Raw genomic sequence first — 23,008 nt, 5'->3', positions numbered from 1 at the left:
TCCATGAATTACAACAAAAAACTACTTCAATTATCACTTTTATTTTTAAGTGTTTTATTTTATGCTCAATCAGATAAAAAAGAGATTTTATATGGGAACTTTACCTATCTTCTAAAAGCTAAACTAAATACACAGACCCCCGACTATATACACGAAGAACTTTTTTCATTGTACATAGGTGAAAACCGTGCATTTTTTGCAAGTACTCAATCCCTTAAAAAAGATACAGTGATGGCAAACTCTATTGTATCTACCAAGAATGCAGATGGAAGTATAGTTATGAGTTTTAAAAATGGGACATCATTGCCTAAAACAAAATTTCAATATACAATTATACAATCCAATGAAAATATACAATACTTTCAACCAGTTGGGATGTCGGTACTTACTTATAAAGAGCCGGTTATAGGAAGCTGGAAACTTATAGATGAAACAAAAGTAATCAATACGATGAACTGCAAAAAAGCGACAGTTACCTATAAAGGAAGAAACTGGACTGCTTGGTATTCCACCGAAATCCCATTGCCTTATGGTCCTTATAAATTCAGCGGGCTACCGGGATTAATTATCAAAATGATAGATCAAAAAAATGAGTATGATTTTGAACTGATAAAATCTGTCCCGACTTCACAATTGGAAGGGAAATCAATTAATATAAAGAAAAGCCGTTATACTGAAGCTATTGAAACTACCCAGCCAAAATTTCAGCAGGCACTAAAAGCCAGTTATGAAAATATAGCAGGTGTACTGGCAAATTCCGGAACGACCATATTAGGAGGTCAGGAAAAGATTAATCAAAGGCAGAGAGAATTGGATCTTATCAGGAAATATTTAAATCCGATAGAGCTGGAATAATTTATAGACATGATGAAAGGTTGCCCATAAGGCAACCTTTTACTGTTAATCTTGTTTAGCTAAAGTAATCCGTAGTTTATTCAAAGTACTCATCAAAGTAATACTTGAAGTTAATTCTACAATTTCTCTCTCTGTGAAATGCTGTTGTAATTTTTCTTTGATTTGTTGCCAGACATAATTATTATAAGTGATGGCTTCTGCCCATTCTAAAACAAGTTTCTGCCTTGTATCAAATGCCGTGGTATGTTGCCAGCCGGGTAATTGGTTAACAGTATCCTGTTCAAAGCCAAAATTAAGCAGTTCTTTAGCATGATAACTGCAGCAGTAAGCACAGCCATTAATTTGAGAAACCCGTAACTCTGCTAATGCAATCAGTTTTTCATCAATACCGGATTTTCGGATGCTGGTGTGTGCTTTATACAGATTACCAATAGTTTCCTTTGCAGTTTCTTTGTAATTCATAATGAAATTTTTTTGCAAATTTGAGTCAGAAATAATGAAGAAACTATAGGCTTACCTTTTCGTGAGTTACTTACTTTTTAGAAAGTGATTGGTGAAAATATCAGAACTGTAATTTGTATATTTGAAGCCATGCATACCAAAACTACCATGAAAACCATCTATTACTTATTTTTCCTTTTATTATTACTGGACTGTAAGGATAAGGCAAAACCAGCGGATGAGCAGCCGCCAGGCCCCGGGGAATTTCTGCGTAGCTATGTTAAAAATCCACGGAAGGATGATCGGATGTGTAAAGATGATATTCGGCAGGCAGAAAAAGATTTGGAGCAATATAAAAATATTTATGTATCCACTTCATGCTTTGGCTGCAGGGACTTTCCTTATCAAAAAGAAATATTGGAATATACGGACAAACAAAAGATTAAAGTCATAAATACTAATTATAGCTGTGTTGTGATTGAAGGACAGACTAAAGGATGTTATAAAGCCATGATTGATTTGAAAATGGAGCAAATTCACGGAAAAGATTTTCGTCGGAAAATTGAACATGAAGCTGAAGAATTGATGATTCAGAAGATTAAGACCGGAACAAAAATCTTAAGCGTTTATGATTTGGCAGAAGAAGATCAACCATATTTGATACAAGGAAACAAGTTTGTAAAAAAGGAGGATAATCTGAACATTTGGACAGGATTGCCATTAAAACATGAATTAGATATTTACCCTTTCATGGATATCAGTTTTATTGTTGAGAAAGATGGAACTATCAGTAATGTAAAGAATAAAAACTGGGTAAGTGGTTTTAAGGTGAATGAAAAATACAGGAATGAACTTGAGAATCTTGCAAAAAATAAAATCTTGACTGATTATTCTCAATGGAAGCCCGGAAAATATAAAAATACTCTAACAAGAGTTGAAAATAATTTTAGAGTCAGTTTTGAGTAAGAAATGAATAAACTAGACTTTCGCAGCTTTTTTCTTTTCTTTTTTCAATTCATTGCATTCCTCAGAATATTGTCCTTTCACCTGGTATTTGGCTTCCCATTCTTCCAGCAGATATAAAATAGGTAACAGAGCCAATCCTTTCTCTGTAAGCGAGTATTCCACTCTTGGAGGAAGTTCTTTAAACTCTTCACGGATCACTAAGCCATCGGTTTCCATTTCCCGTAACTGATCAGTTAATACCTTTCTGGAGATGACATTAATGCGTACGGCAAGCTCTCCAAAACGTAATTTTCGGTCTTTAATCACCAATACAATAATCGGTTTCCATTTGCTTCCCAGGGCAGCCATGGCTTTACCCAAAGGACAGCTGTATTGCATTAATTCGTTCTTTTTCATACGTTACTTTAATGTTACTAATGTAAGTTACTGCGAAGTTACCACTATTTTTTTAATAAAAGATACAAAAATGAACTATTATTAGTTACTTTGTGTAACAATTATAAAACAAGATTTTAAATATGAATACATCATCATTATTTAAACCGTTTCATTATAAAAATTTACAGCTAAAGAACAGGATTGTAATGGCTCCGATGACCAGAGCACAATCTGACAATGGAGTTCCAACTCAGAAAATAGCTGACTATTATGGAAGAAGAGCAGCTTCAGAAGTGGGACTGATCCTTTCAGAAGGTACCGTTATCAACAGACCAGGATCAAAGAATATGCAGAATATCCCGGATTTTTATGGAACAGAAGCTTTAAAAGGCTGGAAAAACGTAATAGATACCGTACATCAAAATGGCGGTAAAATGGGGCCTCAGATTTGGCATGTTGGAGATACCAGAATGTCTGAAGATTATCCGTTATTACCTATGGAGAAGGCCTCAACGATGACTATTGAAGATATTCAGGATACAATTGCACAATTTGCGGCTTCAGCAAAATCAGCAAAAGATCTTGGCTTCGACTGTCTTGAAATTCATGGAGCACATGGCTATCTTATTGATCAGTTTTTCTGGGAAGTAACCAATACAAGAACAGATGAATATGGCGGGAAAACTCTAAAGGAAAGGAGCCGTTTTGCAGTTGAGGTAGTGAAAACTATCAGAGCCGCTGTGGGAGAGGAATTTACCATTATCCTTCGCCTTTCTCAGTGGAAGCAGCAGGATTATAAAACCAGATTGGCTTTTACTCCAAACGAAATGGAAGATTGGTTACTGCCATTAAAAGAAGCAGGGGTTGATATTTTTCATTGCTCACAACGCCGTTTCTGGGAACCTGAATTTGAAGGTTCTGATTTGAACTTTGCAGGATGGGCCAAGAAAATTACCGGACAGCCAACCATTACTGTAGGTTCTGTAGGGTTGAACGGGGACTTCTTAAACGCTTTTGCAGGCCAGGGAACAGAGAAAACAGATCTTACAGAACTGATTAAAAGACTGGATAATGAAGAGTTTGACCTTGTAGCAGTGGGACGTGCCATATTGCAGGATTATCAGTGGGTAAAAAAGATCAAAGAAGGAGATACAGCTTCTCTTTTAGACTTTTCAGCAGAAAGTATGAGCGTATTATTTTAATATGAATACAGAATAAGAAATAGCTTTTACAGTTAATTTTTTACAGCATATTTTATTGACTTACGAAGCAAAATAGACTATTTTATTATTCATATTAATCATCATAATTCACTTTATTTTATATTTAATTTTCACCTATTTATTAAAAGCCGGCTTTCAGAATTTTCTGAAAGCCGGCTTTTTAGTATTTCTTAAATCAACATGGATATTCTTTTGCTACGCAGTTCCAGTATGCAGGCTGCCCGTTTTCTCCGCTATAACGGCAAGCTCTTGTTCCAGGTTCACAAACAGGTGCATTGAATTTGTAGATTGGTTAAAGGTAATATTCTCAAGTTTGATTGTAATATTTTGTGAAGATTAAGGACACTCTGAAGTTTCCGAAATACATCTCCATCTTTGAGAGCCATCTGTACCCGTATAATAGCATGCCTGGGTTCCTGCTGGACATTCAGGAGCATTTCCGCCATTAATTCCTTTCAGATCTGATTTTGCTAATTTTCTAAGGTTTTTCATATTGTAGTGATTTGTTTTAGGTTACAAATGTAGTATTTTTTATTAATCTCGCAATACTTTGTTAGAAATTATGAAATAAAGTTAAGTGGTTTTATATTGATAGGTTTTTCCTTTCTTTGTAAATCAATTCATTCTCAAAATAAACAGCCTGAAAAATAATAATGTCATATAAACATTCACTACTTGTAATGCCATTCTTCCTGCTGTCCTGTAAACAGGAAATAAAGAAAACAGAACCCGGTATTACAGATCAGATTATCTCGAAAAAGAAAAAGAGAGAAAAAGAAAATATATATATAAAAGAACCTTCAGAACAAGAAAGGGCTCCTTCACCGGATCTTAATGCCGAATGGGAAGGTGTATACAGCTATTGCGCAACGGATGTAAGAACTGATGACAGGGAGTCAGTGAGCTGTTATGATATTTCCATATTTAAAGATGAAGTAACTGTTGAAGGGAACACATCTTTCTGTACAGGAACTTATAAAATGACAGGAAACAAAGACGAAATCGAATTAAGATATGCCGGAAATGGATGTGAAGACCATTACTTCATACTGAAAAGAAATGGAGGAAAAGTACTGTTGTACGATTTCATGAATCCTGATCAGGTAAGAGAAGTAAGGAGAGAATGATGATGTTTACTTTTAAAGCTATAAAATACTTTGCAGTTTTGTTTCTCTCAATATTGGTTGGGCATATTTTCCTGTTTCAAAGCTGGAAATAAGCCTGCCATTCAAAAAGGAGAGAGGAAAATAAAAGTTGATACGGCCATCACAAAATCAACAATATTATTGTTAGGACCTGATAAGCAAGAGCTAGAAGAAATTAAAAAAAAGCAGGGAGAGGATAATTTTTATACTCTTGCTGATGATGCTAATTATTACTCTGCAGAAATATTTGAAGCTACTCCTGCAGCCATTTATACTGGTTATAAAATCATTGATTTTCCGAATGAAAGCTATGTGTTTGATAAAAATAAATCTGAGAATAAATGGCTTGTTATTGATTATAAAGAAGGTTCCAAACCTAAAATATATTCTTTGGTAGACTTCTATCTCTATGTGACTCAAAAACAATCTCCAGATAAATAAAAATAAACGCGCTCCCTGAATATTCGGAAGCGCGTTTTTTAACAGATTTAAATATCTAAAACTGCCACATCAAAATGACAGAAGTGATTTCTTATAAACCAATATTTTTTGTTGGTTTCAACTGTTTTAAGATACTTTTTGGGATCGCATTCTTGTGAACCAGAATAGCAGTAGACTTGTATTCAACATATGGTCTGGTTACATACAGATATCCTGCGAAATCATTCGTTACTCCCCAGGAGTTTTTCACCATATAATATTCTTTACCGGTTTGGTCTTTTGCCAATCCCACGATATGCATACCGTGATCATCCGTTGTAGAAAGGTTGTTAAGGCCTTTTTGACGCATGTCCTCTGTGATTGTTTTATCCTTTTTAGGCTCTGTAAATAAAGTCTGCTTATTCTCAGCGTTGATTTGATCTAAATCCATATCCGGAACATAGGCTACCCCGTTTTTATAAGAGAAGTAAGGCTCAGAAACGTCAGTTGCCCAACCTACAGAATATCCTTTAGTTACTGCATTGTCAATGATTGCAGTAAGGTCTTTCATAGGTACATTCCAGTCAGAATCATGGCTCCAGTTATCAGGAATCGGAACTACAAATTTCTGGTAGTAAGGATAATCTTTGTAAGAAGATAATTCTACATAATCCTCAGGGTTAATTCCTACAACTTCCTTTGCAAAAGTTTTTGGGGTGTAGTTCTTTCCTTCGTATGTGAAGTTAGCAGGGACTTTACCTAAGTATTCATCAAGAATACCATCTACAGAATCCATCCAGTTATCAGTAAGCTTTCCTTTAGAAGAAGCCTGAACAAGGCTGTCAAGAACCGGCTTTAATTTCCCTTGCATTTCCTTGAAGTTGTTGGTTGTCTGCCCAGGTTTCAACCCTGAATAAACATCTTGTGGAACTGCTCCGTACTTTTTGTACATATTGATTACATCGTGAAGTTCTCCGCCGTCACCCCAGCTGATAGCTCCGTTATTTAAAACATATAACTTAGCTTTATCATGGTAGGAGTTTCTTGCTGTAAAGATTTCAGCAAGATCTACAGGTTTTTTGCCCATTCTCTGCATTTCAGATTCCAGGAAAGAGTTTCCTGAGTAGCTCCAGCAAGTTCCTGATGAACCCTGGTTCTTTACAGAAGTAGCACCAACGTCTTTTAGCGTTGTAAACTGAAAATTAGCATTTTGTGATTGGTTGTTTTTTAATTTGTTGATTAAGTCATCTTGGGCAAACATCATACTTCCTGCAGACAAAACAAAAAGTAATGATGCAATTTTCGCATTTTTCATTACTATAAAAAGATTATTTGTATTAATAGTCGTTAATAATAGAGATTTGTTACAGGCAGAAAAGTTAAATTTGAAATTAAAATATTATAGAAGTAAAAGCAAATAAGATCATTTTTTCAGTCTTTTGTTTTAAAAAAGTTTATCATGTTTCCAACCCCAACCAAAGTTCCAGCATCTATATTAATATAACTCCTGATTATGGAACGAGAATTATTATTGGAATGTCAGTGTAACGATCGCAAAGCGCAGCGGAAAGTTTACGAGCAAATGGCGGGCAGGCTTTACTCAGTCTGTAAACGTTATCTGAAAAACGATGAAGATATAGAAGAAGTATTAGCTGATGCCTTTTATAAGATCTTTACAAAGATTGGCCAGCTTCAGAATCATGATACTTTTGAGGTGTGGGCAAAAAAAATCACGGTGAATGAATGTCTCCAGAAATTAAGAAAAGATAAAAACCTGTTTATTTCTCTGGAAGATCATCTAAACGAGCTTTCAGAAGCACCGTCAGAACACATTTCTTTTGAAAAAGATATTTTGGGCCTACTGAACTTTCTTCCCGAAGGCTGCAGAGCTATTTTTAATCTTTTTGCCATTGAAGGATATCCGCATAAAGAAATCGCTTCCATGCTTTCTATTAGTGAAGGAACTTCGAAATCCCAGCTCAATTTTGCGAGAAAGAAACTTCAGGAACTTTTGGTAAATCAAAACATTTAAACTTTTACAACAATGGAAAATAATCATATAGATCAACAATTCAATGAAGCCTCCAAGCGTTCAGAAGAACCAACTGTTTTTCCTGGTTTTGATAAAGTTTGGAAAAAAGTTGAAGAAAAACTGGATGAGAAAAAAGATAAAAAGAAAATCATTCCAGTCTGGCTTCCTTATGGGATTGCTGCAAGTCTTATAATGGGAATGGGAGCTTTATACTTCCTGAATAAAAAGGAAGTGACAGAATCTGTAAAATCTGCAATAGTAGAACATAAATCGGCACCAAAACCTTCCGTTAATAATCATATTGCTACAATTGATCACATAACGAAAGAAAATATTCAGAAAGAAAAAAATAAGAAACATATTGTAGAAGAAACGGTAATAGTTTATAATGATATTGTTCCGGAACCATTAAGAGAACCTAACCTTAGCCAGGTGGTTTCTTCATCACCACCTGCGATTGAACGCCATATGGAAACTTCTGACGGAGTTAAGAATATTGACGAGGTTGTTATGACTGGTTATGGTATTAAAAGAGAGCTTGCTACTACTGCATCAAGTGTAAGTACAGTGTCAGATATGATAAGTGGAACTGTTCCGGGATTAGAAATAACCAGGTCTGGAAAAGATGCGGATATACGAATAAGAGGAATGAGCAGTGTTAATGGAAGTGTTAAACAGCCATTGGTGGTTGTTAACGGAATCCTTACAACAATTGATGGTTTGAAGGAGATCAATCCTGAACGTATTAAACAGGTGACAGTTCTTAAACCTGAAGAATCATCAGCATTATATGGAAGCAGGGCTGCAAATGGAGTAATTGTTGTAAAAACAAAACATTTGCGACGAGCTGAAAAGGTAAAACTGGAAGAATTGTATTCAAAAAGTATAAAAGAAGTAGAGAAAAAAACTATAGAAAAAGAAAAGGATCTCCCTAAAGCAGGACAGCTCACTGCTGGAGAAATAAATGATTTTTCTAAATGGGAATATTGGAAAGATATAGCTGCACCAAGCCTTGAAGCGTATAAAAGGACCTGGAAATTTTACCCAGACAGAAGGATTTCCGTTCAATTGACTAATAGAAATAAAAAACCTGTAATCGGAGAAAGAATAAAGCTGTTAGATGATAAAAAGAACGTGGTTTGGGAAGCTGTTTCAGATAATTTAGGAAATGCTGAACTATGGATCCATCCAATGGAAGGAGAAATTTCAAACTCTGGAAAATACTATTTATCAGATACTTCAGGTCAGATCATCAGCAGTACGGTTAATGAATTTAAAAATGGTCAGAACCTTATTGTCCTAGACAGGCCATGTGTGAACAAAAGAAAGCTGGACCTTGCTTTTGTAGTAGATGCCACAGGATCTATGGGAGATGAAATCACTTATCTGCAGTCTGAACTGCTAGACGTTCTCAGAAAAGTAGAAATGAATCTAAATAACCCTGAAATAAGATATGGTTCCGTATTTTACAGGGATAAAGATGATGAATATATCACCAGAAAATTTGATTTTTCTAATAAAGCTGAAGATTTAATCCAGTTTATCAGACAGCAGAGGGCAGCCGGAGGAGGAGATACCCCTGAAGCAGTAGTAGAGGCATTACAGGTTTCCATTGATGAATTGAAATGGAGTCCGGGAAATTCCACTAAAATTATGTTTCTGATCCTGGATGCTCCTCCCCATCACTCTGAAGAAAATATCCGGAAACTATATGATAAAATAAAAGAGGCAGCTCAAAAAGGCATAACCATCATTCCATTGGCAGCTAGTGATACCAATAAGGAAACAGAATATCTCATGAGGACTTTTGCATTGCTTACCAACGGAACCTATACATTCCTTACCAATGATAGCGGAATAGGAAATAATCATATTAAACCTACTATAGATTCTTATGAAGTTGAGAAACTGAACAGTCTCCTGCTAAGGCTCATTCTCCAGAGAGCTACACTTCCTGAATGTACAAGTGGTATCTCCAACGAGAATATCAATAAAAAAATGGAAACCGAAATAACCCGGCAGGCTGATACAAAAACAGTGATCTTTCCCAATCCAACGAAAGGAATGATTAAAATAAGAACAACCTTTAAAATTGAAGAGTTGTACATCTATGATCTGGCCGGGAAAATAATTATGCGGAAAGAAAATTTGGAAGAAGGTAAAAACACAATTGATATGACTTCTTATCCTCAAGGTATCTACTGGGTTCGCGTGCGAGCCAATAATAACTGGGAGACATTTAAGGTCATTAAAAATTAATTTGGAAAAACCGTTTCATGATGATGGAACGGTTTCTTTATCTCTAATCCTAGTAAATCTTTTTAAAAACTTTCTCATGTGGTTTTATTGTCTTACCATGATACCTTTGTCTATCATATGGTTATTTAGAGCAAGCAGACCTATAATTGAATTATAAACGGGCAAAAAGATTAATTTAATTTTCAAAAATTACTGAAAATTCAAAAAATATAATTATATTTGTATCAGAAATTTAAAAGATATAAAATGCAACTTTCAGAAGCCAAAGAAAAATATATTCAGACCTGGGGAACCTTTGCGACCAATTGGGGAATTAACCGTACAATGGCACAGGTGCATGCTTTACTTTTGGCGAGTGGCAAGCCATTATCTACAGATGAGGTGATGGAGCAGCTGGAAATTTCCAGAGGGAATGCCAATATGAACCTCCGTGCCCTTATCGATTGGGGTATCGTAAGAAAAGAATTTATAAAAGGTGACCGTAAAGAGTATTTCGTAGCAGAAAAAGATGTATGGTATCTTTTCAAGCAAATTACCAAAGAACGTAGGAAAAGAGAGATTGAACCGGTAATTTCTTTTCTTGAAGAATTGAGGAATATTGATGATAATGATTCGGAAGAAGCAAAAGAATTTATCAAACTAATGGATGATTTCAGCTCTGTAACAGGAAAAATCAATAACATTATGGATCTGGCAATAAAGAGTGATGATCACTGGCTGGTAGGAAAGATCACCAACCTGCTGAAATAAAATAGAAAAGGACTACAATCCTTTTTTATTTCAATTTTATTTTCAAAAATTACTGAAAATACAATATTTTAAATATTTTTAGAAATGAAAACACTCATCTTTAAGATCTGGATGTACATTACGTTCCGATCAAAGAACAAGCGAACCCGGGGAGATTTTCTTAACCTTTAAAACAGAAACAACCCTGCCTGTCATTATTCTAACTACCATTTAAAACTATAAATCAATGTCTAGAATTTATTTAGAAACCCAGGTTAATGCTGATATCCACACCGTTTTTGATTTGGCAAGAAGTATAGATCTGCATCAGCAGTCAACCTCAAAAACTCATGAAAAAGCAATTGCAGGGCGTACATCCGGTTTAATTGAAGAAAACGAAACCGTAACCTGGAGAGCAAAACATTTGGGAGTGTATCAAACCCTCACCACAAAAATTATTAGCATGGATAAGCCCAATCAGTTTACTGATGAAATGCAGAAAGGAGCCTTCAAATCATTGCATCACCGGCATATTTTTAAAAGGACAGATGGAAAAACGCTGATGATTGACATCTTTGATTTTGAATCCCCATTAGGAATAATAGGAAAAATAGTTAACAGGATATTCCTTAAAAACTATCTCAGAAATTTCCTGTTAGAAAGAAATCAGCTCATAAAGGCAACTGCAGAATTAACAACAGATTCCATAACAACCCAGGTACGAAGAGCCAACTTAATCTGAGAATAGGATAAAATTCTATTTTTTTACACATTAAACATTCCAAATCATGAATTTTTTAAAAGCAGAATGGCGGAAATTAGCCATCATCAATTACGAAATCAATCCGGAGCTGTTATCACAATATCTTCCAAAAGGCACTGAGCTTGATTTTTATAAAGGTAAATGTTATGTCAGCCTGGTTGGGTTTATGTTTCTGAATACAAAATTATTGGGCTTACCTATTCCCTTCCATCGCAATTTTGAAGAAGTGAACCTCAGGTTTTATGTAAAGAAAAATGAAAACGGAATATGGAAGAGAGGAGTGGTTTTTATTAAAGAGATTGTTCCGAAGCAGGCTTTAAGCTTTGTTGCCAATTCTGTTTATAAAGAAAATTATCATACCATGCCGATGAAAAATATAATTCGCCATCAGGAAAAAGAATTATTGATTCAATATTCATGGAAGGACAAGAACTGGCATTCCATTCAGATCACTGCAGAAAATAAGAAACAGCCTATGGAAGCCGATTCAGAATTTGAATTCATTACAGAACATTACTATGGTTTCACTAAAAAAGAAAATAAAACCTCAGAATATGAAGTCTGTCACCCCAAATGGGATTGCTACCGGATAAAAGAATATCAGCTGGAAATTGATTTTCAAAAGATTTATGGGCGCGACTTTGAGTGCCTTAACCATCAGCAGCCCATTTCGGTAATGTTGGCTGAAGGTTCGGAAATTAAAGTAAAAACTAAAAAATATCTTATTTAATATAACCAGGATTTTCTAACCATAAACCTTATTAAAATGAAAATAATTATCGCTGCCGGAACCGGATTTCTAGGCCAGAATTTAGAAAAATATTTTACAGAAAAAGGCGATCAGGTTTATATTCTGACCCGTAATCCCAAACGTAAAAATGAGATCTATTGGGATGCTGGAACAATAGGTGAATGGAAAAACAGTCTTGAGCATACTGATGTGCTTATCAATCTTACAGGGAAATCTGTTGATTGCCGTTACCATGAAAAAAATAAAACAGAAATTTATACATCAAGAATTGACAGTACCAAAATATTGCAAAAAGCGGTTGATAGTTGTATTGTCCCACCAAAAGTGTGGTTGAATGCAAGTTCTGCAACCATTTACATTCATTCTGAAAAACAATTGAATACAGAGGAAAACGGAATTATTGGAGATGATTTTTCAATGAATATCTGTAAAAGCTGGGAAGAAGAATTTTTTAGAATTCAAAATCAGGAAATAAGAAAAATTGCACTCCGTACTTCCATTGTATTGGGAAATAACGGTGGAGCATTTCCCAAACTGAAAATGATAACCAGACTAGGACTGGGAGGGAAGCAGGGAAGAGGAAATCAGATGGTAAGCTGGATTCATATTGAAGATTTCTGCAGGGCAGTAGATTGGATTATCCAAAATAAGAACCTACATGGTACCATTAATATAACAGCACCAATTCCGTTATCTAACGAAATCATGATGAAAAAACTAAGAAAACAGTTCAAAGCTCCCTTTGGACTGAATGCTCCGATATGGCAGTTGGAGATAGCTTCCATATTTCTGAAAACAGAAACCGAATTATTGCTGAAGAGCCGTAATGTGTATCCTGAAAAGCTCATTGAAAGCGGATTCCAATTTTCATATCCCACTTTTGATGAAGCCGTTCTTCAGCTTATTAAGGATTCCTGATCCTTGAAAACGTACTTAAAAATAAAAGAGCAGAAATCACTTCCACTCTTTTAAAAATATAATGAATTAAAAATGTCTAATACTTTCTTGCCAGCAGTACATTCAACAGGAATGTACCCGCCCAGTTACTGTTATTAGTACCGTTAGTACCAATGAAATCTACACGGGCTACAGAGATGGTAAGCCTTGTTTTGCCGCCTGTGCCATTATTAGCGAGGCTTACAAATGATGCTGTAAACACATCCGGAAAACTTGAATTATTTCCTGCAGTAAGAATAGGATACATATTGGTAACATTAAAAGGAGTGCCCTGATACTCATACACAAGGGTCATTCTGCTGGTGTTGGAATAGGAAGCCGTATGGGCCCTGTCCACAGATGTTTTACTTATTATCCACCATCTGTCAGTCGCAGAACCTGAATCATATCCTGTATTGGCGTGATTGGTCCAGTCTGCAATAGCCGAGGTTCCAAGCGCATGAGGAGGGATCGTAAGCTGGGTACCATAAATCTCCACATTGCTAGGCTTAGGAAGAACTGTAAAAGATAAATCCCAGGTTCCTGCGGAAGTATTACTGTTATTAACCACTTCAGCATATGCTCCTGTAGGAATCACAAAAGAAGCAACAGGGGTATTGTCAATTCTTAAAGTATTTCCACTGGACGCCTGTAGCGTAATTGCGTTGGCGGAAATGTTTTTAATCTTATAAATTCTTCCGGTAAAACTCGCTGTTCCGGTTCCGATGACAGGAAGGGTGAATGTGGCGTCGGCAGTTCCGTTATAAGTGATGTAATGATCAGTAGCAAGAATATTATAAGTGGTAGCTGTGACCTCAGTGTAGCCGGCCCTTAATGAACCGTTTACGGCAAGTGTACTGTTGGGAGTCGTGGTGTTAATGCCTACTTGAGCATTTAAGGTTATAGCACCAAACAAGAAGATTGAAATATATTTTCTCATATTGTCTTTTTTTAAATGTTTTTACAAAAATATATAAAAATAGTTATTGTATATGTTTTTTTTATTGATTTTAAGTTAATTTTAATTTAAATCTCTTATTTGTGATATTTTAGTTTTGTAGAATAGTCTGTTTTTTTGATGTATAACTGTTTTATTTTATGATGACTGTGTTCTCTTAATATAAAAATAATTATTACGCAATAGTAGCAGTTTGATCCTTTCTTTATTGATGAAATGCTAATATTTATTAATTTATTTAGAATATTTGTAATTAAAGTATTTGTGTTCCACTAAAGTGGGTATGCTGTGTTTACAAATACATATTGGTATGATATATGTAGGTTTACAGGATAAACCGGAATGAATTTTAATAAATATTGAATTCATTCTTAAAATATGAGCATTATGAAAAAGTTATTGATTTCAACCCTTTTATTATTTGGTTTATCCATGAGTACTTTTGCACAGAAGCACCCGCCAGCTCCTCCACATCCCTCGAAAAATGAATTAATCAATCTTAAGATGCAGGAACTGGATAAAAAATACAACACCGAAAAGAAGCTGATCCTGAATCATCCGCTCGCAACCAAACAAATGAAAAGAGATCAGATGAAAGCTTTGAATAAAAGATATCAGACTGAAAAGCGATTGCTTAGACAAGTAAAATAATGAGGATTTCTTGCACTTATTAAAATTTTACAGGTAAAATTTTATCCAATGAATTTTACGAAGTTTGTATTTTAAAATAATTTTTATTGAAAGAGAATGCTTTTTGTGTTCTCTTTTTTTGTGTAATTTTAAATAAAAAAGGCTTATTGGTGGATTTTAAGATCAATCTGCAGAAACATGAAACATCCAATATTTTTCCTTAAATTCGCATAAAAATTTTTAAAGTAATGAATTACGATATTATTGTCATTGGAAGTGGTCCTGGTGGATATGTTACTGCGATCAGAGCAGCACAATTGGGTTTCAAAACCGCAATTATCGAGAAAGAAAACTTAGGAGGAATCTGCCTTAACTGGGGATGTATTCCAACCAAAGCTTTATTGAAATCTGCTCAGGTTTTTCATTATATCAACCATGCTGAAGACTACGGATTAAATAAAGTAGAAGCAAGCTTTGAATTCCCGAACGTGATTCAGAGAAGCCGTGGTGTTGCCAGCAAAATGAGCAAAGGAATCGAGTTCTTGATGAAAAAGAACAAGATTGACGTAATTCTTGGTACTGCAAAAGTACAGAAAGGTAAAAAAGTTTCCGTAACAGATAAAGACGGTAAAGTAGCTGAGTATACTGCTAACCACATTATCATCGCTACAGGAGCCCGTTCAAGAGAATTACCTAACTTACCGCAGGATGGTAAAAAAGTAATCGGATACAGACAGGCATTATCTCTTCCTGAGCAGCCAAAATCTATGATCGTTGTAGGTTCCGGAGCTATCGGGGTAGAATTTGCTGATTTCTATAACACAATGGGAACTAAAGTAACCATTGTTGAATTTATGCCAAACATCGTACCTGTAGAAGATGAAGAAATCTCTAAACACTTGGAGAAATCTCTGAAAAAATCAGGAATCGAAATCATGACTAACGCTTCTGTAGAAAGTGTAGACACTACAGGAGAAGGAGTAAAAGCTAACGTGAAAACAGCTAACGGAAACATTACACTTGAAGCTGATATCCTATTATCTGCTGTAGGTATTGCTGCTAATATTGAAAACATCGGTTTAGAAGAAGTAGGAATCCAGACAGATAAAGGAAGAGTTTTAGTAAACGAATGGTATGAAACTTCTGTACCTGGCTACTATGCAATTGGTGATATTATCCCAACTCAGGCATTAGCTCACGTTGCTTCTGCTGAAGGAATCACTTGTGTTGAGAAAATCAAAGGAATGCACGTTGAGAAAATTGACTATGGCAATATCCCTGGATGTACTTACTGTCACCCTGAAGTAGCTTCTGTAGGTCTTACTGAAAAGCAGGCTAAAGAAAAAGGTTACGAAATCAAAGTTGGTAAATTCCCTCTTTCTGCAAGCGGTAAAGCTACTGCAAACGGAAATACAGACGGATTTATCAAAGTAATCTTTGATGCTAAATATGGGGAGTGGTTAGGATGCCACATGATTGGTGAAGGAGTAACTGATATGGTTGCTGAAGCAGTAGTTGCCAGAAAACTAGAAACTACAGGTCACGAGATCATCAAATCTATCCATCCGCACCCAACTGTTTCTGAAGCAATCATGGAAGCAGCAGCAGCAGCTTACGGAGAAGTGATCCACATTTAATCTGAAATACAGAAATAATATAACTATAAGCCCGGATTTTCCGGGCTTGTTTGTTATTAACATAAAACATCACTTTTATTATCAAAGCTTCCTATTATTTATTGATGAGGATTACTTTATTGCATTTCCTCATTCAGTTTATAGCTGTCTTCCAGAAAATGGTATTTTACGATCTTGCCGTCTATTACTTTAAAAATTACCACAAACTCAGTACTAAACACTTTATTGTAAGCAAGGATTTTAGAAGACAGATGTCCGGTAACGGTAGCATTTTCGCCATTAATAGCTATGAAATCGATATCGAACTTTTCTGATTTGATATTAGAGTACAACTCTTTAAAAAAATCTTCTATTTCTTTCTTTGTCTGTCTTTTACCTGTCCATGGGAATTTTTCTTTATTACCCGGTAAATCCCAATCTACATTTTCAGCAAACAAATCTAAAATATTCCCTTCCTTTTTTCCGGATTGAATAGCATAAAGTTCCTCTAAAACTTCCTTTGTTGATGGCGCTGTCCTCTTCTGTGTATCGCGAAACGGATTATTGAAAATCCTTACCCTCTCTATATCTTCAGAAGTAAAATCGGGATCTACATAGATGTGTACACGTTTAATGAATTCTCCTTCAAATTCAAAAACGTTACAGAATTTACCAAGAGAAATTCTATTATCCGGCCATTTTTTCCCGGATCGTGTAATTCCTTTTTCTGTTCCTTCTACTACAATTGTATTATCCGAAATTATATAGTTGAAACCATCAATATCATGAGTAAGGTCTTGCAAATGACCGCCAATGGTTTTTCCAAAATTTCTGATCCCTTCTTTTCCTTTTTCAAATCCGAATTTAGGATAATATAGCTCTACATTGTCTGTATAGAGATTGAAATATTCCTCATCAAATTGTCCGTCATCCACCTTTTTAAAATAAGTTTTCACTTTACTTTTTCGGAGAGCTGCTAAGTCTGTATTGTTCATAGTATTCTGTTGTTTTGTCGTTGTTGTTTGTTGAGCTTTAATATCTGGAATTCCCATTAATACTAATAGAGCTGTAATTATTATAATTTTGTTTTTCATTTGTTTTATTCTAAACCGATCGTTCCAAAATGGGATAAAAAAATTATTTCCGGATTTGTTCAATTAAAAAATCGACCATTTCCATCACTTCCTTTTTATTCTGAGTTAAATTGTAATGGCTCCAGAAACTGCTGAAAGAAGACAGGATGTAGCGGGCAATAATTGTTGATGAAGTTTTATTTTTGATATCTCCATCTGCCTGAGCCTGTAGAATTGTTTTTTCTAAAATAGCCTGTAAAGATGCACCGCTTTTCAGAATAAGCTGTTTGGCTTCCGGGTCTGTGGGAACAACTTCAAAAATAGTTTTCACAGCAAGGCATGCTTTATTATCTGTTAAAGTCTGCTCAACTACCTCATGGATAATAAATTCGAGGGCTTTTATTGCTTTATTCTGAACAATTGATGCTCTTAAATACTGGTTTTCCTTAAAAGCAGTATAGTCTTTTAAACATTTTAAAAATAAGTCGTGTTTGTTGCCATAGGTATCATAAATGCTGCTCCTGTTCAGCTTCATAGCATCAACAATATCATGCATAGAAGTTGCATAATAACCTTTTTCCCAAAATAAATTGCGGGCTGCTTCCAGCTTTTCGGTATAGTCGAATTCTTTATTCCTTGGCATAGTGCAAATATACAATTTAAACCAATCGTTCCAAATTAAATCTGTTTTTATTTAAATTTTTCGAAGCATTTACGTTAGAATTAGATTTTTTAAGAGCGCTTTCTGTTAAAATAATCATATTTATAAAAATTAATCATAATATATCACCATGATTCCTTACATTTATTCTATGAATTTTGAGAAAGTAGGACTTGTTTTGTCAGGTGGCGGTACCAAAGGTATCGCTCATGCAGGAGTATTGAAATTCTTGAAGGAAAAAGAGATCAAAATAGATATTCTTTCCTGCTGTAGTGCAGGGTCTATTGTAGGATGCCTTCATGCCATAGGAAAAACTCCTGAAGAAATTATGGAATTCTTTAATTCCGTTTATTTTTTTAACTGGAAGCATTTTGCATTCAACCAGCCGGGATTGGTTTCTTCAGTTATCTTCAGAAATTATCTTAAACCTATTTTTCATGACATGAAACTGGCAGATCTGGATATTGAAGTGAAGATTGTGGCAACAGAGCTGGTTACCGGAACTCAGAAAATTTTTGATAAAGATTTTGAAGTTGTGGATGCTATTATTGCTTCGTGTTCCATTCCTGGAATTACCACACCTTATATTATTGGTGATGAGATGTATTGTGATGGGGGAGTACTGAACAACTTTCCGGCAGATATTATCAGAGATGACTGTGATAAACTTATCGGCGTATTCGTTTCACCACCCAACGATGCTAAAATCAAAGACCTGAACTCTATTAAAGCCATTGTTTCCCGTTCTTACGATCTTCTTTCCTATAGAATAGAGAAAATAAAATTTGATTACTGTGACTGGTTTATTTCTTCTCAAAAATTATCTACTTACGGAACTTTTGAACGAGGAAAAGACCGTTTGGAGCAGATTTTCGATATTGGATATAAAGCTGCTGTAGAAAGTTATGAAGACAGCCGCTTTCTTACAGAATTAAGACAATCCGGAACATAAAGAAATCCTGCATTAATACAGGATTTTTATTATAAGGATGAAGGATGCTGTTAAGCGTTTAAAGGTATTTATCATTTAAGTTACTTTCAGTATCTTTCTTCAAGGTCTTTTTATATGCTTTATCTTAATTTTTAACCACAACTCCGTCCTGGCGAACAATTTCGCGGTCATTAACATCAGTTACAACCAAGGTATAGGGTGCTTTTTTCGCAGAATCTGTAAGATAGTTTCTCCACACCTGATAGCTGTGGCCTTCATTAGTGAAATTAAAATAGTAATTCCCTCCAGTGCCGTCAGGAATCAGTTCTCCGTCACTGATGATCATGCTTGGCTTAGCTGTAATTTTTGCGTTGGCATTCCACGACTGGTACAGATACCTGCCATTCGGCTGCTTATCAATTCTGATTTTAAACTTTTTGGTTTTGATAATAACAGTTTTAGGAACCTGTTGAAAAGCATTATAGGAAAGAGTCGTGCTTTTTGGTAATGAAGGAGTTTCTTTAGCAGAAACCAAAGAGAACTGAGCTAAAGTGAAAGCTCCTAATAGAAAGTACTTAATCATATTGTAATGGTTATTGGTTAACTGCTCAAACTCCATCAAATATAGAGCCAATATTGGGATCTCTGCAGGAATTAAAGACGTTGTTTTTAGTTTGTGACAGCAGTATAGCTTGCGAAAGCCTCTTCCAGACTGTCAAATTTGCCTTTAAATTCATCAATAGGGCAATCCTGAAGAATATTTCCTTTATGAATAAGAATAACCCTGGAGCAAAGCGCTTCCACTTCCTGCATGATATGTGTAGAAAGTAAAACTGTTTTCTGCTGCCCGATCTCTTTTATTACATTTCTGATCTCCAGGATCTGATTAGGATCCAGACCATTGGTAGGCTCATCCAGGATTAGTAGATCAGGCTGGTGGATAATAGCCTGTGCTAATCCTACACGCTGTTTATATCCTTTAGAAAGCTGCCCGATTCTTTTTGATTTTTCCGGAGTTATTCCTACCAGTTCAATCACTTCATCTACCTTAGATTCAGGGATTTTGTGGATATTGGCTACAAACTGAAGGTATTCCTTCACATACATTTCCAGATAAAGCGGGTTGTTTTCCGGTAGAAAGCCTATTTTTCTCTTGCTTTCAATTTCGTGTTGGGAAATATTCAGGCCATTAAAAATAATCTCCCCTTCATCAATTTTCAGGGCTCCTACAATAGATTTCATCAGGGTAGATTTTCCGGCTCCATTAGGTCCCAGAAGACCAATGATCTCATTTTTATCAATAGAAATGTTGATATTGTTTAAAGCAGTCTGTTCACCAAATTTTTTAGTTAAATTATTTATCTGAAGCGGCATAATTTTTAATGTCTTTCTGCAAAAATAAAATAAAAAAACTCATTCGCCGGAATGAGTTTCGCAATATTTATAAATTATAATTATTTTTTTGCTTTTTTCTTAGCTCCGGTTGCCGGAGTTGCGGTAGAAGCAGTACTGGCTCCTCCTTTTTTCAATCCTTCCTGGCTGGGGGTAGAAGTTTTGTCATACATGGTATATTTACCATTTGTTCTTCCGAATACTTTATCAACCTGTTTTTGGGTTAGAAACTGTGATTTTCCCACGTATTTCCTGTTTTTATTGATGTATTGGATAAACTGTACAGTCGGCTGTCCATAATTTTTTTCATAATGAAGCTCGATGATATCGTTGGGAAGTTCCAACACTATATTTTCATCAGGAGCAGAGATAAAACCATCTGTAATAAGCTTATAGAGCCCTGAAACGTCTCCGTTCAGATTTTGGAATGAAAAAGCTCGGATTGTGTTCAGGTTACTGGTATTCAAATCCTGATAATTGACAGTATACTTGTCTTCTTTTTTATATAAACCAACAGAATTGTCTTTGCCGATTTCCACCAAACTTTCATTTTTCAACACTTTAATCTGAGAGAAAACTGAAATACCGAACATACATGTAATAAGTAGAATTATTTTTCTCATGGAATGAATTTTAATGTTTTATAAATTGGTGCACATAAACTTACGAATAAAACGCCTAAAAAGCAATTTTATTCCTTAAGGCAAAAGTAATATTTTTTTTTAATATCTGTAAGAAACAGGCAGATAGGGAAAGGTGCTGTTAGTTGTTTGTAATTCTTTGTAATATAGTTGTTTATCTGTTTGTTGTGAAAAATATCTCCACTTATATTTATTCCGTAATCCGAAAAGGATAATATTGTAACGGATTGAAAAACAGGATGAAAATGATTAATCTAAAGCAGCGGCTTTAAAAAATATTCAAAAAAGTGTTAAAATGATAATTTGTAAGCAGAAATGAGAATAGAAAGCAGAATGAGCCGATCTTTAAGTTATTAATAAACAGTTATAAAAGCCTGTTTTTTGAGAAACCGGCTATAAATCTTTCGAATTCCTGCCGGTAGCTTCTGCCTACCGGAATCTCATAGGACCCGAGGTGGATTTCACTGTTATTGAAAGCCGTAACAAATGCAGTATTGATAATGAATGACCGGTGAACTCTTACAAAGCCTTTTGATGCTAAAAGCAATTCCAGGTCTGTTATTTTACTTTTTGAAATAAAACTTTCATTGCCGGCTAAAGTTATCTTGATATCATTTCCCTGGCTTTCAATATAGATGATATCTGCCAGAGACAATTTCCGGTGCATTCCTTCTGTTTTAAGAATGATAAAATCACCTTTAGAATCATTAATATTCCTTAATACCCGTTCCACAGATTTAAAGAAACGTTCGAAAGTGATTGGTTTCAAAAGATAGTCCACCGCTTCCAGTTCAAAACCTTCAATGGCGAATTCCCGGTAGGCGGTGGTAAAAATGGTTTTAGGTTTCTGGGGAAGGGATCTCAAAAAATCAATTCCGTTGAAGTGCGGCATCTGAATATCAAGAAACATCAGATCCACAGTCTGATTTTGAAGGAGTTTATAGGCTTCAAGGGCATTTTCTGCTTTACCAGTCAGTTTTAAATGATCGATTTTGGAAATATGATTTTCCAGTAAGGTTGCAGCCAGGGGCTCGTCATCTACAATAATACATTTAATCATATTGTGAAGGAGTGGTGATTTCGACGTTAAAAATATTGTTTTCCCGGGAGATAATGAAGGTAAAGCGGTCCTGATAATAATATTGAAGCTGTCGGTTAATATTCTCAAGCCCTATTCCTTTTTCATTATAATCTGAAATATCATTACAGGTATTTTGGATTCTGAAGACAGACTGTTGGGCGCTGGTCTCCAGTTCTATTTTTATTTCCGTTTGCTCCACATTTTTTCCGGCACCGTGTTTAAAGGCATTTTCCACCAGAGTAAGATACAGCAGCGGTGGGATGAAATTGGCAGACTTTATTGCTGTATTTCTGGTTATTTTTAATCTTTCATCAGTATAACGCAGGCTTTCCAGAGCAATATAATCATCAATAATACCCATTTCTTCTGTAACAGACACCCATTTTTTCTGGCCTTTGTACAGGATATAATCAAGAATATCTGAGAGCTGGCTGATAGACTGGGATGTTTTATCTGAATTAATGACTGACAGGGAATAGATATTATTCAGGGTGTTAAAAAGAAAGTGAGGATGAAGCTGGGATTTCAGGGATCTTAACTCCAGTTCGGCCTTTTCTTTTTCCAATTGAATGGTATTTTCTTTTTCATCTTTATACCGCATGAAAAACATCATTGAAATAAAGATAAAAGTGCCACTGATGATCGGAAATGTATAATGAAACAAAAGGTATCGGATATCAGTGAAAATACTCATCAGGCTGTCTTTGGGTTCCTTGATGAAAAAAGGTTCGGCAAAATCAACAATAAATATCCTGTTGGCAACAGAAATAAAGTATAAACTCAGGATAAGGTACACGATGAATTCTACATGTCTTTTTTGGTCAAAGAAATGACGGATCAGAAAAAAATAGATGAAATTGGCCGCCAGCACCTGAAAGATCCAATGACAGAAATTATAAATTACCAGCTGTTTAAACATTTCTCCATTGTAATCATCATAAGTTCTTGCAATTCCAAACAAAAACAAGGCGGCCCAGAAAAATAGCTGGAAGTATATATTTTGCCGGTTAAAGGTGATTGCTCCGATTTTCATTGTCATCAAAAATAGAAAATCTTAAGATACGGCTGGTAAAAGTGATGTGAAATCCAATAAAATAAGGGTAAATAGCAGGATTTTAAGTTCGGAT

At 35.2% G+C, this 23,008-nt stretch carries 26 protein-coding genes; 14 read left to right on the top strand and 12 right to left on the bottom strand.

The genetic code is table 11. From position 1 onward, the window contains the following. The first annotated feature begins 3 nt into the window (after nucleotides 1-3). Complete coding sequence (locus EG339_RS21715; RefSeq protein ID WP_123872066.1) at nucleotides 4-855, top strand: GLPGLI family protein; 852 nt, start codon at nucleotides 4-6, stop codon at nucleotides 853-855. Nucleotides 856-900: 45 nt separating this feature from the next. Here the strand turns inward: EG339_RS21715 and EG339_RS21710 are convergent, their stop codons facing one another. After that, nucleotides 901-1,317: a carboxymuconolactone decarboxylase family protein gene (locus EG339_RS21710; RefSeq protein WP_123872064.1), complete on the bottom strand. Its 417-nt coding sequence runs from the start codon at nucleotides 1,315-1,317 to the stop codon at nucleotides 901-903. 285 nt (nucleotides 1,318-1,602) lie between these two features. Here EG339_RS21710 and EG339_RS21705 point away from each other — a divergent pair, with 285 nt between their 5' ends. Then, nucleotides 1,603-2,262: a hypothetical protein gene (locus EG339_RS21705; protein ID WP_123872062.1), complete on the top strand. Its 660-nt coding sequence runs from the start codon at nucleotides 1,603-1,605 to the stop codon at nucleotides 2,260-2,262. 12 nt (nucleotides 2,263-2,274) lie between these two features. Here EG339_RS21705 and EG339_RS21700 read toward each other — a convergent pair whose 3' ends face one another. Beyond that, nucleotides 2,275-2,658 (bottom strand): winged helix-turn-helix transcriptional regulator, encoded by a 384-nt coding sequence (locus EG339_RS21700; protein ID WP_123872060.1) that lies wholly within the window; start codon nucleotides 2,656-2,658, stop codon nucleotides 2,275-2,277. Between the two features lie 122 nt (nucleotides 2,659-2,780). Here EG339_RS21700 and EG339_RS21695 point away from each other — a divergent pair, with 122 nt between their 5' ends. Then, nucleotides 2,781-3,842: an NADH:flavin oxidoreductase gene (locus tag EG339_RS21695; RefSeq protein ID WP_123872058.1), complete on the top strand. Its 1,062-nt coding sequence runs from the start codon at nucleotides 2,781-2,783 to the stop codon at nucleotides 3,840-3,842. A gap of 357 nt (nucleotides 3,843-4,199) precedes the next feature. Here EG339_RS21695 and EG339_RS24395 read toward each other — a convergent pair whose 3' ends face one another. Continuing rightward, complete coding sequence (locus tag EG339_RS24395; protein WP_164465379.1) at nucleotides 4,200-4,355, bottom strand: bacteriocin-like protein; 156 nt, start codon at nucleotides 4,353-4,355, stop codon at nucleotides 4,200-4,202. A gap of 161 nt (nucleotides 4,356-4,516) precedes the next feature. Here EG339_RS24395 and EG339_RS21690 point away from each other — a divergent pair, with 161 nt between their 5' ends. Both EG339_RS21690 and EG339_RS21685 read left to right on the top strand, forming a co-directional pair. Further along, entirely contained in the window at nucleotides 4,517-4,990 is a 474-nt protein-coding gene (locus tag EG339_RS21690; protein ID WP_123872055.1) for a hypothetical protein, read from the top strand. A 30-nt stretch (nucleotides 4,991-5,020) separates the two neighbouring features. After that, the gene (locus tag EG339_RS21685; protein WP_123872053.1) at nucleotides 5,021-5,449 is read left to right on the top strand and encodes a hypothetical protein; all 429 of its coding nucleotides are present in this window, start codon (nucleotides 5,021-5,023) and stop codon (nucleotides 5,447-5,449) included. A 91-nt stretch (nucleotides 5,450-5,540) separates the two neighbouring features. Here EG339_RS21685 and EG339_RS21680 read toward each other — a convergent pair whose 3' ends face one another. Next, nucleotides 5,541-6,743, bottom strand: coding sequence for a C1 family peptidase (locus tag EG339_RS21680; RefSeq protein WP_123872051.1), 1,203 nt, complete (start codon nucleotides 6,741-6,743; stop codon nucleotides 5,541-5,543). Nucleotides 6,744-6,941: 198 nt separating this feature from the next. Between EG339_RS21680 and EG339_RS21675 the strand changes: the two genes are divergently transcribed. From EG339_RS21675 to EG339_RS21650, 6 genes are all read left to right on the top strand, one after another. After that, a complete protein-coding gene (locus tag EG339_RS21675) occupies nucleotides 6,942-7,460 on the top strand; it encodes an RNA polymerase sigma factor (RefSeq protein WP_123872049.1) in 519 nt (172 codons plus the stop codon). A 12-nt stretch (nucleotides 7,461-7,472) separates the two neighbouring features. Next, complete coding sequence (locus EG339_RS21670) at nucleotides 7,473-9,719, top strand: T9SS type A sorting domain-containing protein (protein ID WP_123872047.1); 2,247 nt, start codon at nucleotides 7,473-7,475, stop codon at nucleotides 9,717-9,719. A gap of 246 nt (nucleotides 9,720-9,965) precedes the next feature. After that, nucleotides 9,966-10,469 carry a GbsR/MarR family transcriptional regulator gene (locus EG339_RS21665; protein ID WP_066692173.1) on the top strand — a complete coding sequence of 168 codons (504 nt, stop codon included), beginning with the start codon at nucleotides 9,966-9,968 and terminating at the stop codon, nucleotides 10,467-10,469. Nucleotides 10,470-10,695: 226 nt separating this feature from the next. Next, nucleotides 10,696-11,190, top strand: a complete 495-nt coding sequence (locus EG339_RS21660) for an SRPBCC family protein (RefSeq protein ID WP_123872045.1) — start codon at nucleotides 10,696-10,698, stop codon at nucleotides 11,188-11,190. 46 nt (nucleotides 11,191-11,236) lie between these two features. Continuing rightward, nucleotides 11,237-11,941, top strand: coding sequence for a YqjF family protein (locus EG339_RS21655; RefSeq protein ID WP_123872044.1), 705 nt, complete (start codon nucleotides 11,237-11,239; stop codon nucleotides 11,939-11,941). A gap of 36 nt (nucleotides 11,942-11,977) precedes the next feature. Further along, the gene (locus tag EG339_RS21650; protein ID WP_123872042.1) at nucleotides 11,978-12,880 is read left to right on the top strand and encodes a TIGR01777 family oxidoreductase; all 903 of its coding nucleotides are present in this window, start codon (nucleotides 11,978-11,980) and stop codon (nucleotides 12,878-12,880) included. A 76-nt stretch (nucleotides 12,881-12,956) separates the two neighbouring features. Here EG339_RS21650 and EG339_RS21645 read toward each other — a convergent pair whose 3' ends face one another. Further along, complete coding sequence (locus tag EG339_RS21645) at nucleotides 12,957-13,838, bottom strand: hypothetical protein (protein WP_123872040.1); 882 nt, start codon at nucleotides 13,836-13,838, stop codon at nucleotides 12,957-12,959. Between the two features lie 405 nt (nucleotides 13,839-14,243). Here EG339_RS21645 and EG339_RS21640 point away from each other — a divergent pair, with 405 nt between their 5' ends. Both EG339_RS21640 and lpdA read left to right on the top strand, forming a co-directional pair. Further along, nucleotides 14,244-14,507 (top strand): hypothetical protein, encoded by a 264-nt coding sequence (locus EG339_RS21640; protein ID WP_225718586.1) that lies wholly within the window; start codon nucleotides 14,244-14,246, stop codon nucleotides 14,505-14,507. A gap of 227 nt (nucleotides 14,508-14,734) precedes the next feature. Then, the gene (gene lpdA / locus EG339_RS21635) at nucleotides 14,735-16,123 is read left to right on the top strand and encodes a dihydrolipoyl dehydrogenase (RefSeq protein WP_123872036.1); all 1,389 of its coding nucleotides are present in this window, start codon (nucleotides 14,735-14,737) and stop codon (nucleotides 16,121-16,123) included. Between the two features lie 116 nt (nucleotides 16,124-16,239). On the opposite strand, the gene EG339_RS21630 is transcribed toward lpdA, so the two are convergent. Together EG339_RS21630 and EG339_RS21625 are read right to left on the bottom strand one after the other, a co-directional pair. Continuing rightward, nucleotides 16,240-17,196 carry a nuclear transport factor 2 family protein gene (locus tag EG339_RS21630; protein ID WP_123872034.1) on the bottom strand — a complete coding sequence of 319 codons (957 nt, stop codon included), beginning with the start codon at nucleotides 17,194-17,196 and terminating at the stop codon, nucleotides 16,240-16,242. A 43-nt stretch (nucleotides 17,197-17,239) separates the two neighbouring features. After that, on the bottom strand, nucleotides 17,240-17,818 hold the full coding sequence (locus EG339_RS21625) for a TetR/AcrR family transcriptional regulator (protein ID WP_123872032.1): 579 nt from the start codon (nucleotides 17,816-17,818) through the stop codon (nucleotides 17,240-17,242). Nucleotides 17,819-17,966: 148 nt separating this feature from the next. Here EG339_RS21625 and EG339_RS21620 point away from each other — a divergent pair, with 148 nt between their 5' ends. Continuing rightward, nucleotides 17,967-18,788, top strand: a complete 822-nt coding sequence (locus EG339_RS21620; RefSeq protein ID WP_228459059.1) for a patatin-like phospholipase family protein — start codon at nucleotides 17,967-17,969, stop codon at nucleotides 18,786-18,788. A 124-nt stretch (nucleotides 18,789-18,912) separates the two neighbouring features. Here EG339_RS21620 and EG339_RS21615 read toward each other — a convergent pair whose 3' ends face one another. The 5 genes from EG339_RS21615 to EG339_RS21595 form a co-directional block, all read right to left on the bottom strand. Then, nucleotides 18,913-19,350, bottom strand: a complete 438-nt coding sequence (locus EG339_RS21615) for a hypothetical protein (RefSeq protein WP_123872030.1) — start codon at nucleotides 19,348-19,350, stop codon at nucleotides 18,913-18,915. An 86-nt stretch (nucleotides 19,351-19,436) separates the two neighbouring features. Beyond that, nucleotides 19,437-20,141, bottom strand: coding sequence for an ABC transporter ATP-binding protein (locus EG339_RS21610; protein WP_123872028.1), 705 nt, complete (start codon nucleotides 20,139-20,141; stop codon nucleotides 19,437-19,439). An 80-nt stretch (nucleotides 20,142-20,221) separates the two neighbouring features. Beyond that, complete coding sequence (locus EG339_RS21605; protein WP_123872026.1) at nucleotides 20,222-20,782, bottom strand: hypothetical protein; 561 nt, start codon at nucleotides 20,780-20,782, stop codon at nucleotides 20,222-20,224. 382 nt (nucleotides 20,783-21,164) lie between these two features. Next, nucleotides 21,165-21,860, bottom strand: coding sequence for a LytR/AlgR family response regulator transcription factor (locus EG339_RS21600; protein ID WP_123872024.1), 696 nt, complete (start codon nucleotides 21,858-21,860; stop codon nucleotides 21,165-21,167). Further along, nucleotides 21,853-22,920 carry a sensor histidine kinase gene (locus EG339_RS21595; protein ID WP_228459664.1) on the bottom strand — a complete coding sequence of 356 codons (1,068 nt, stop codon included), beginning with the start codon at nucleotides 22,918-22,920 and terminating at the stop codon, nucleotides 21,853-21,855. The genes EG339_RS21600 and EG339_RS21595 overlap by 8 nt, the downstream gene beginning before the upstream one ends. Nucleotides 22,921-23,008: the final 88 nt, after the last annotated feature.

The organism is Chryseobacterium bernardetii, from assembly GCF_003815975.1.
Classification (GTDB): Bacteria; Bacteroidota; Bacteroidia; order Flavobacteriales; family Weeksellaceae; genus Chryseobacterium; species Chryseobacterium bernardetii.
This window is presented reverse-complemented; position numbering and strand designations above follow the sequence as displayed.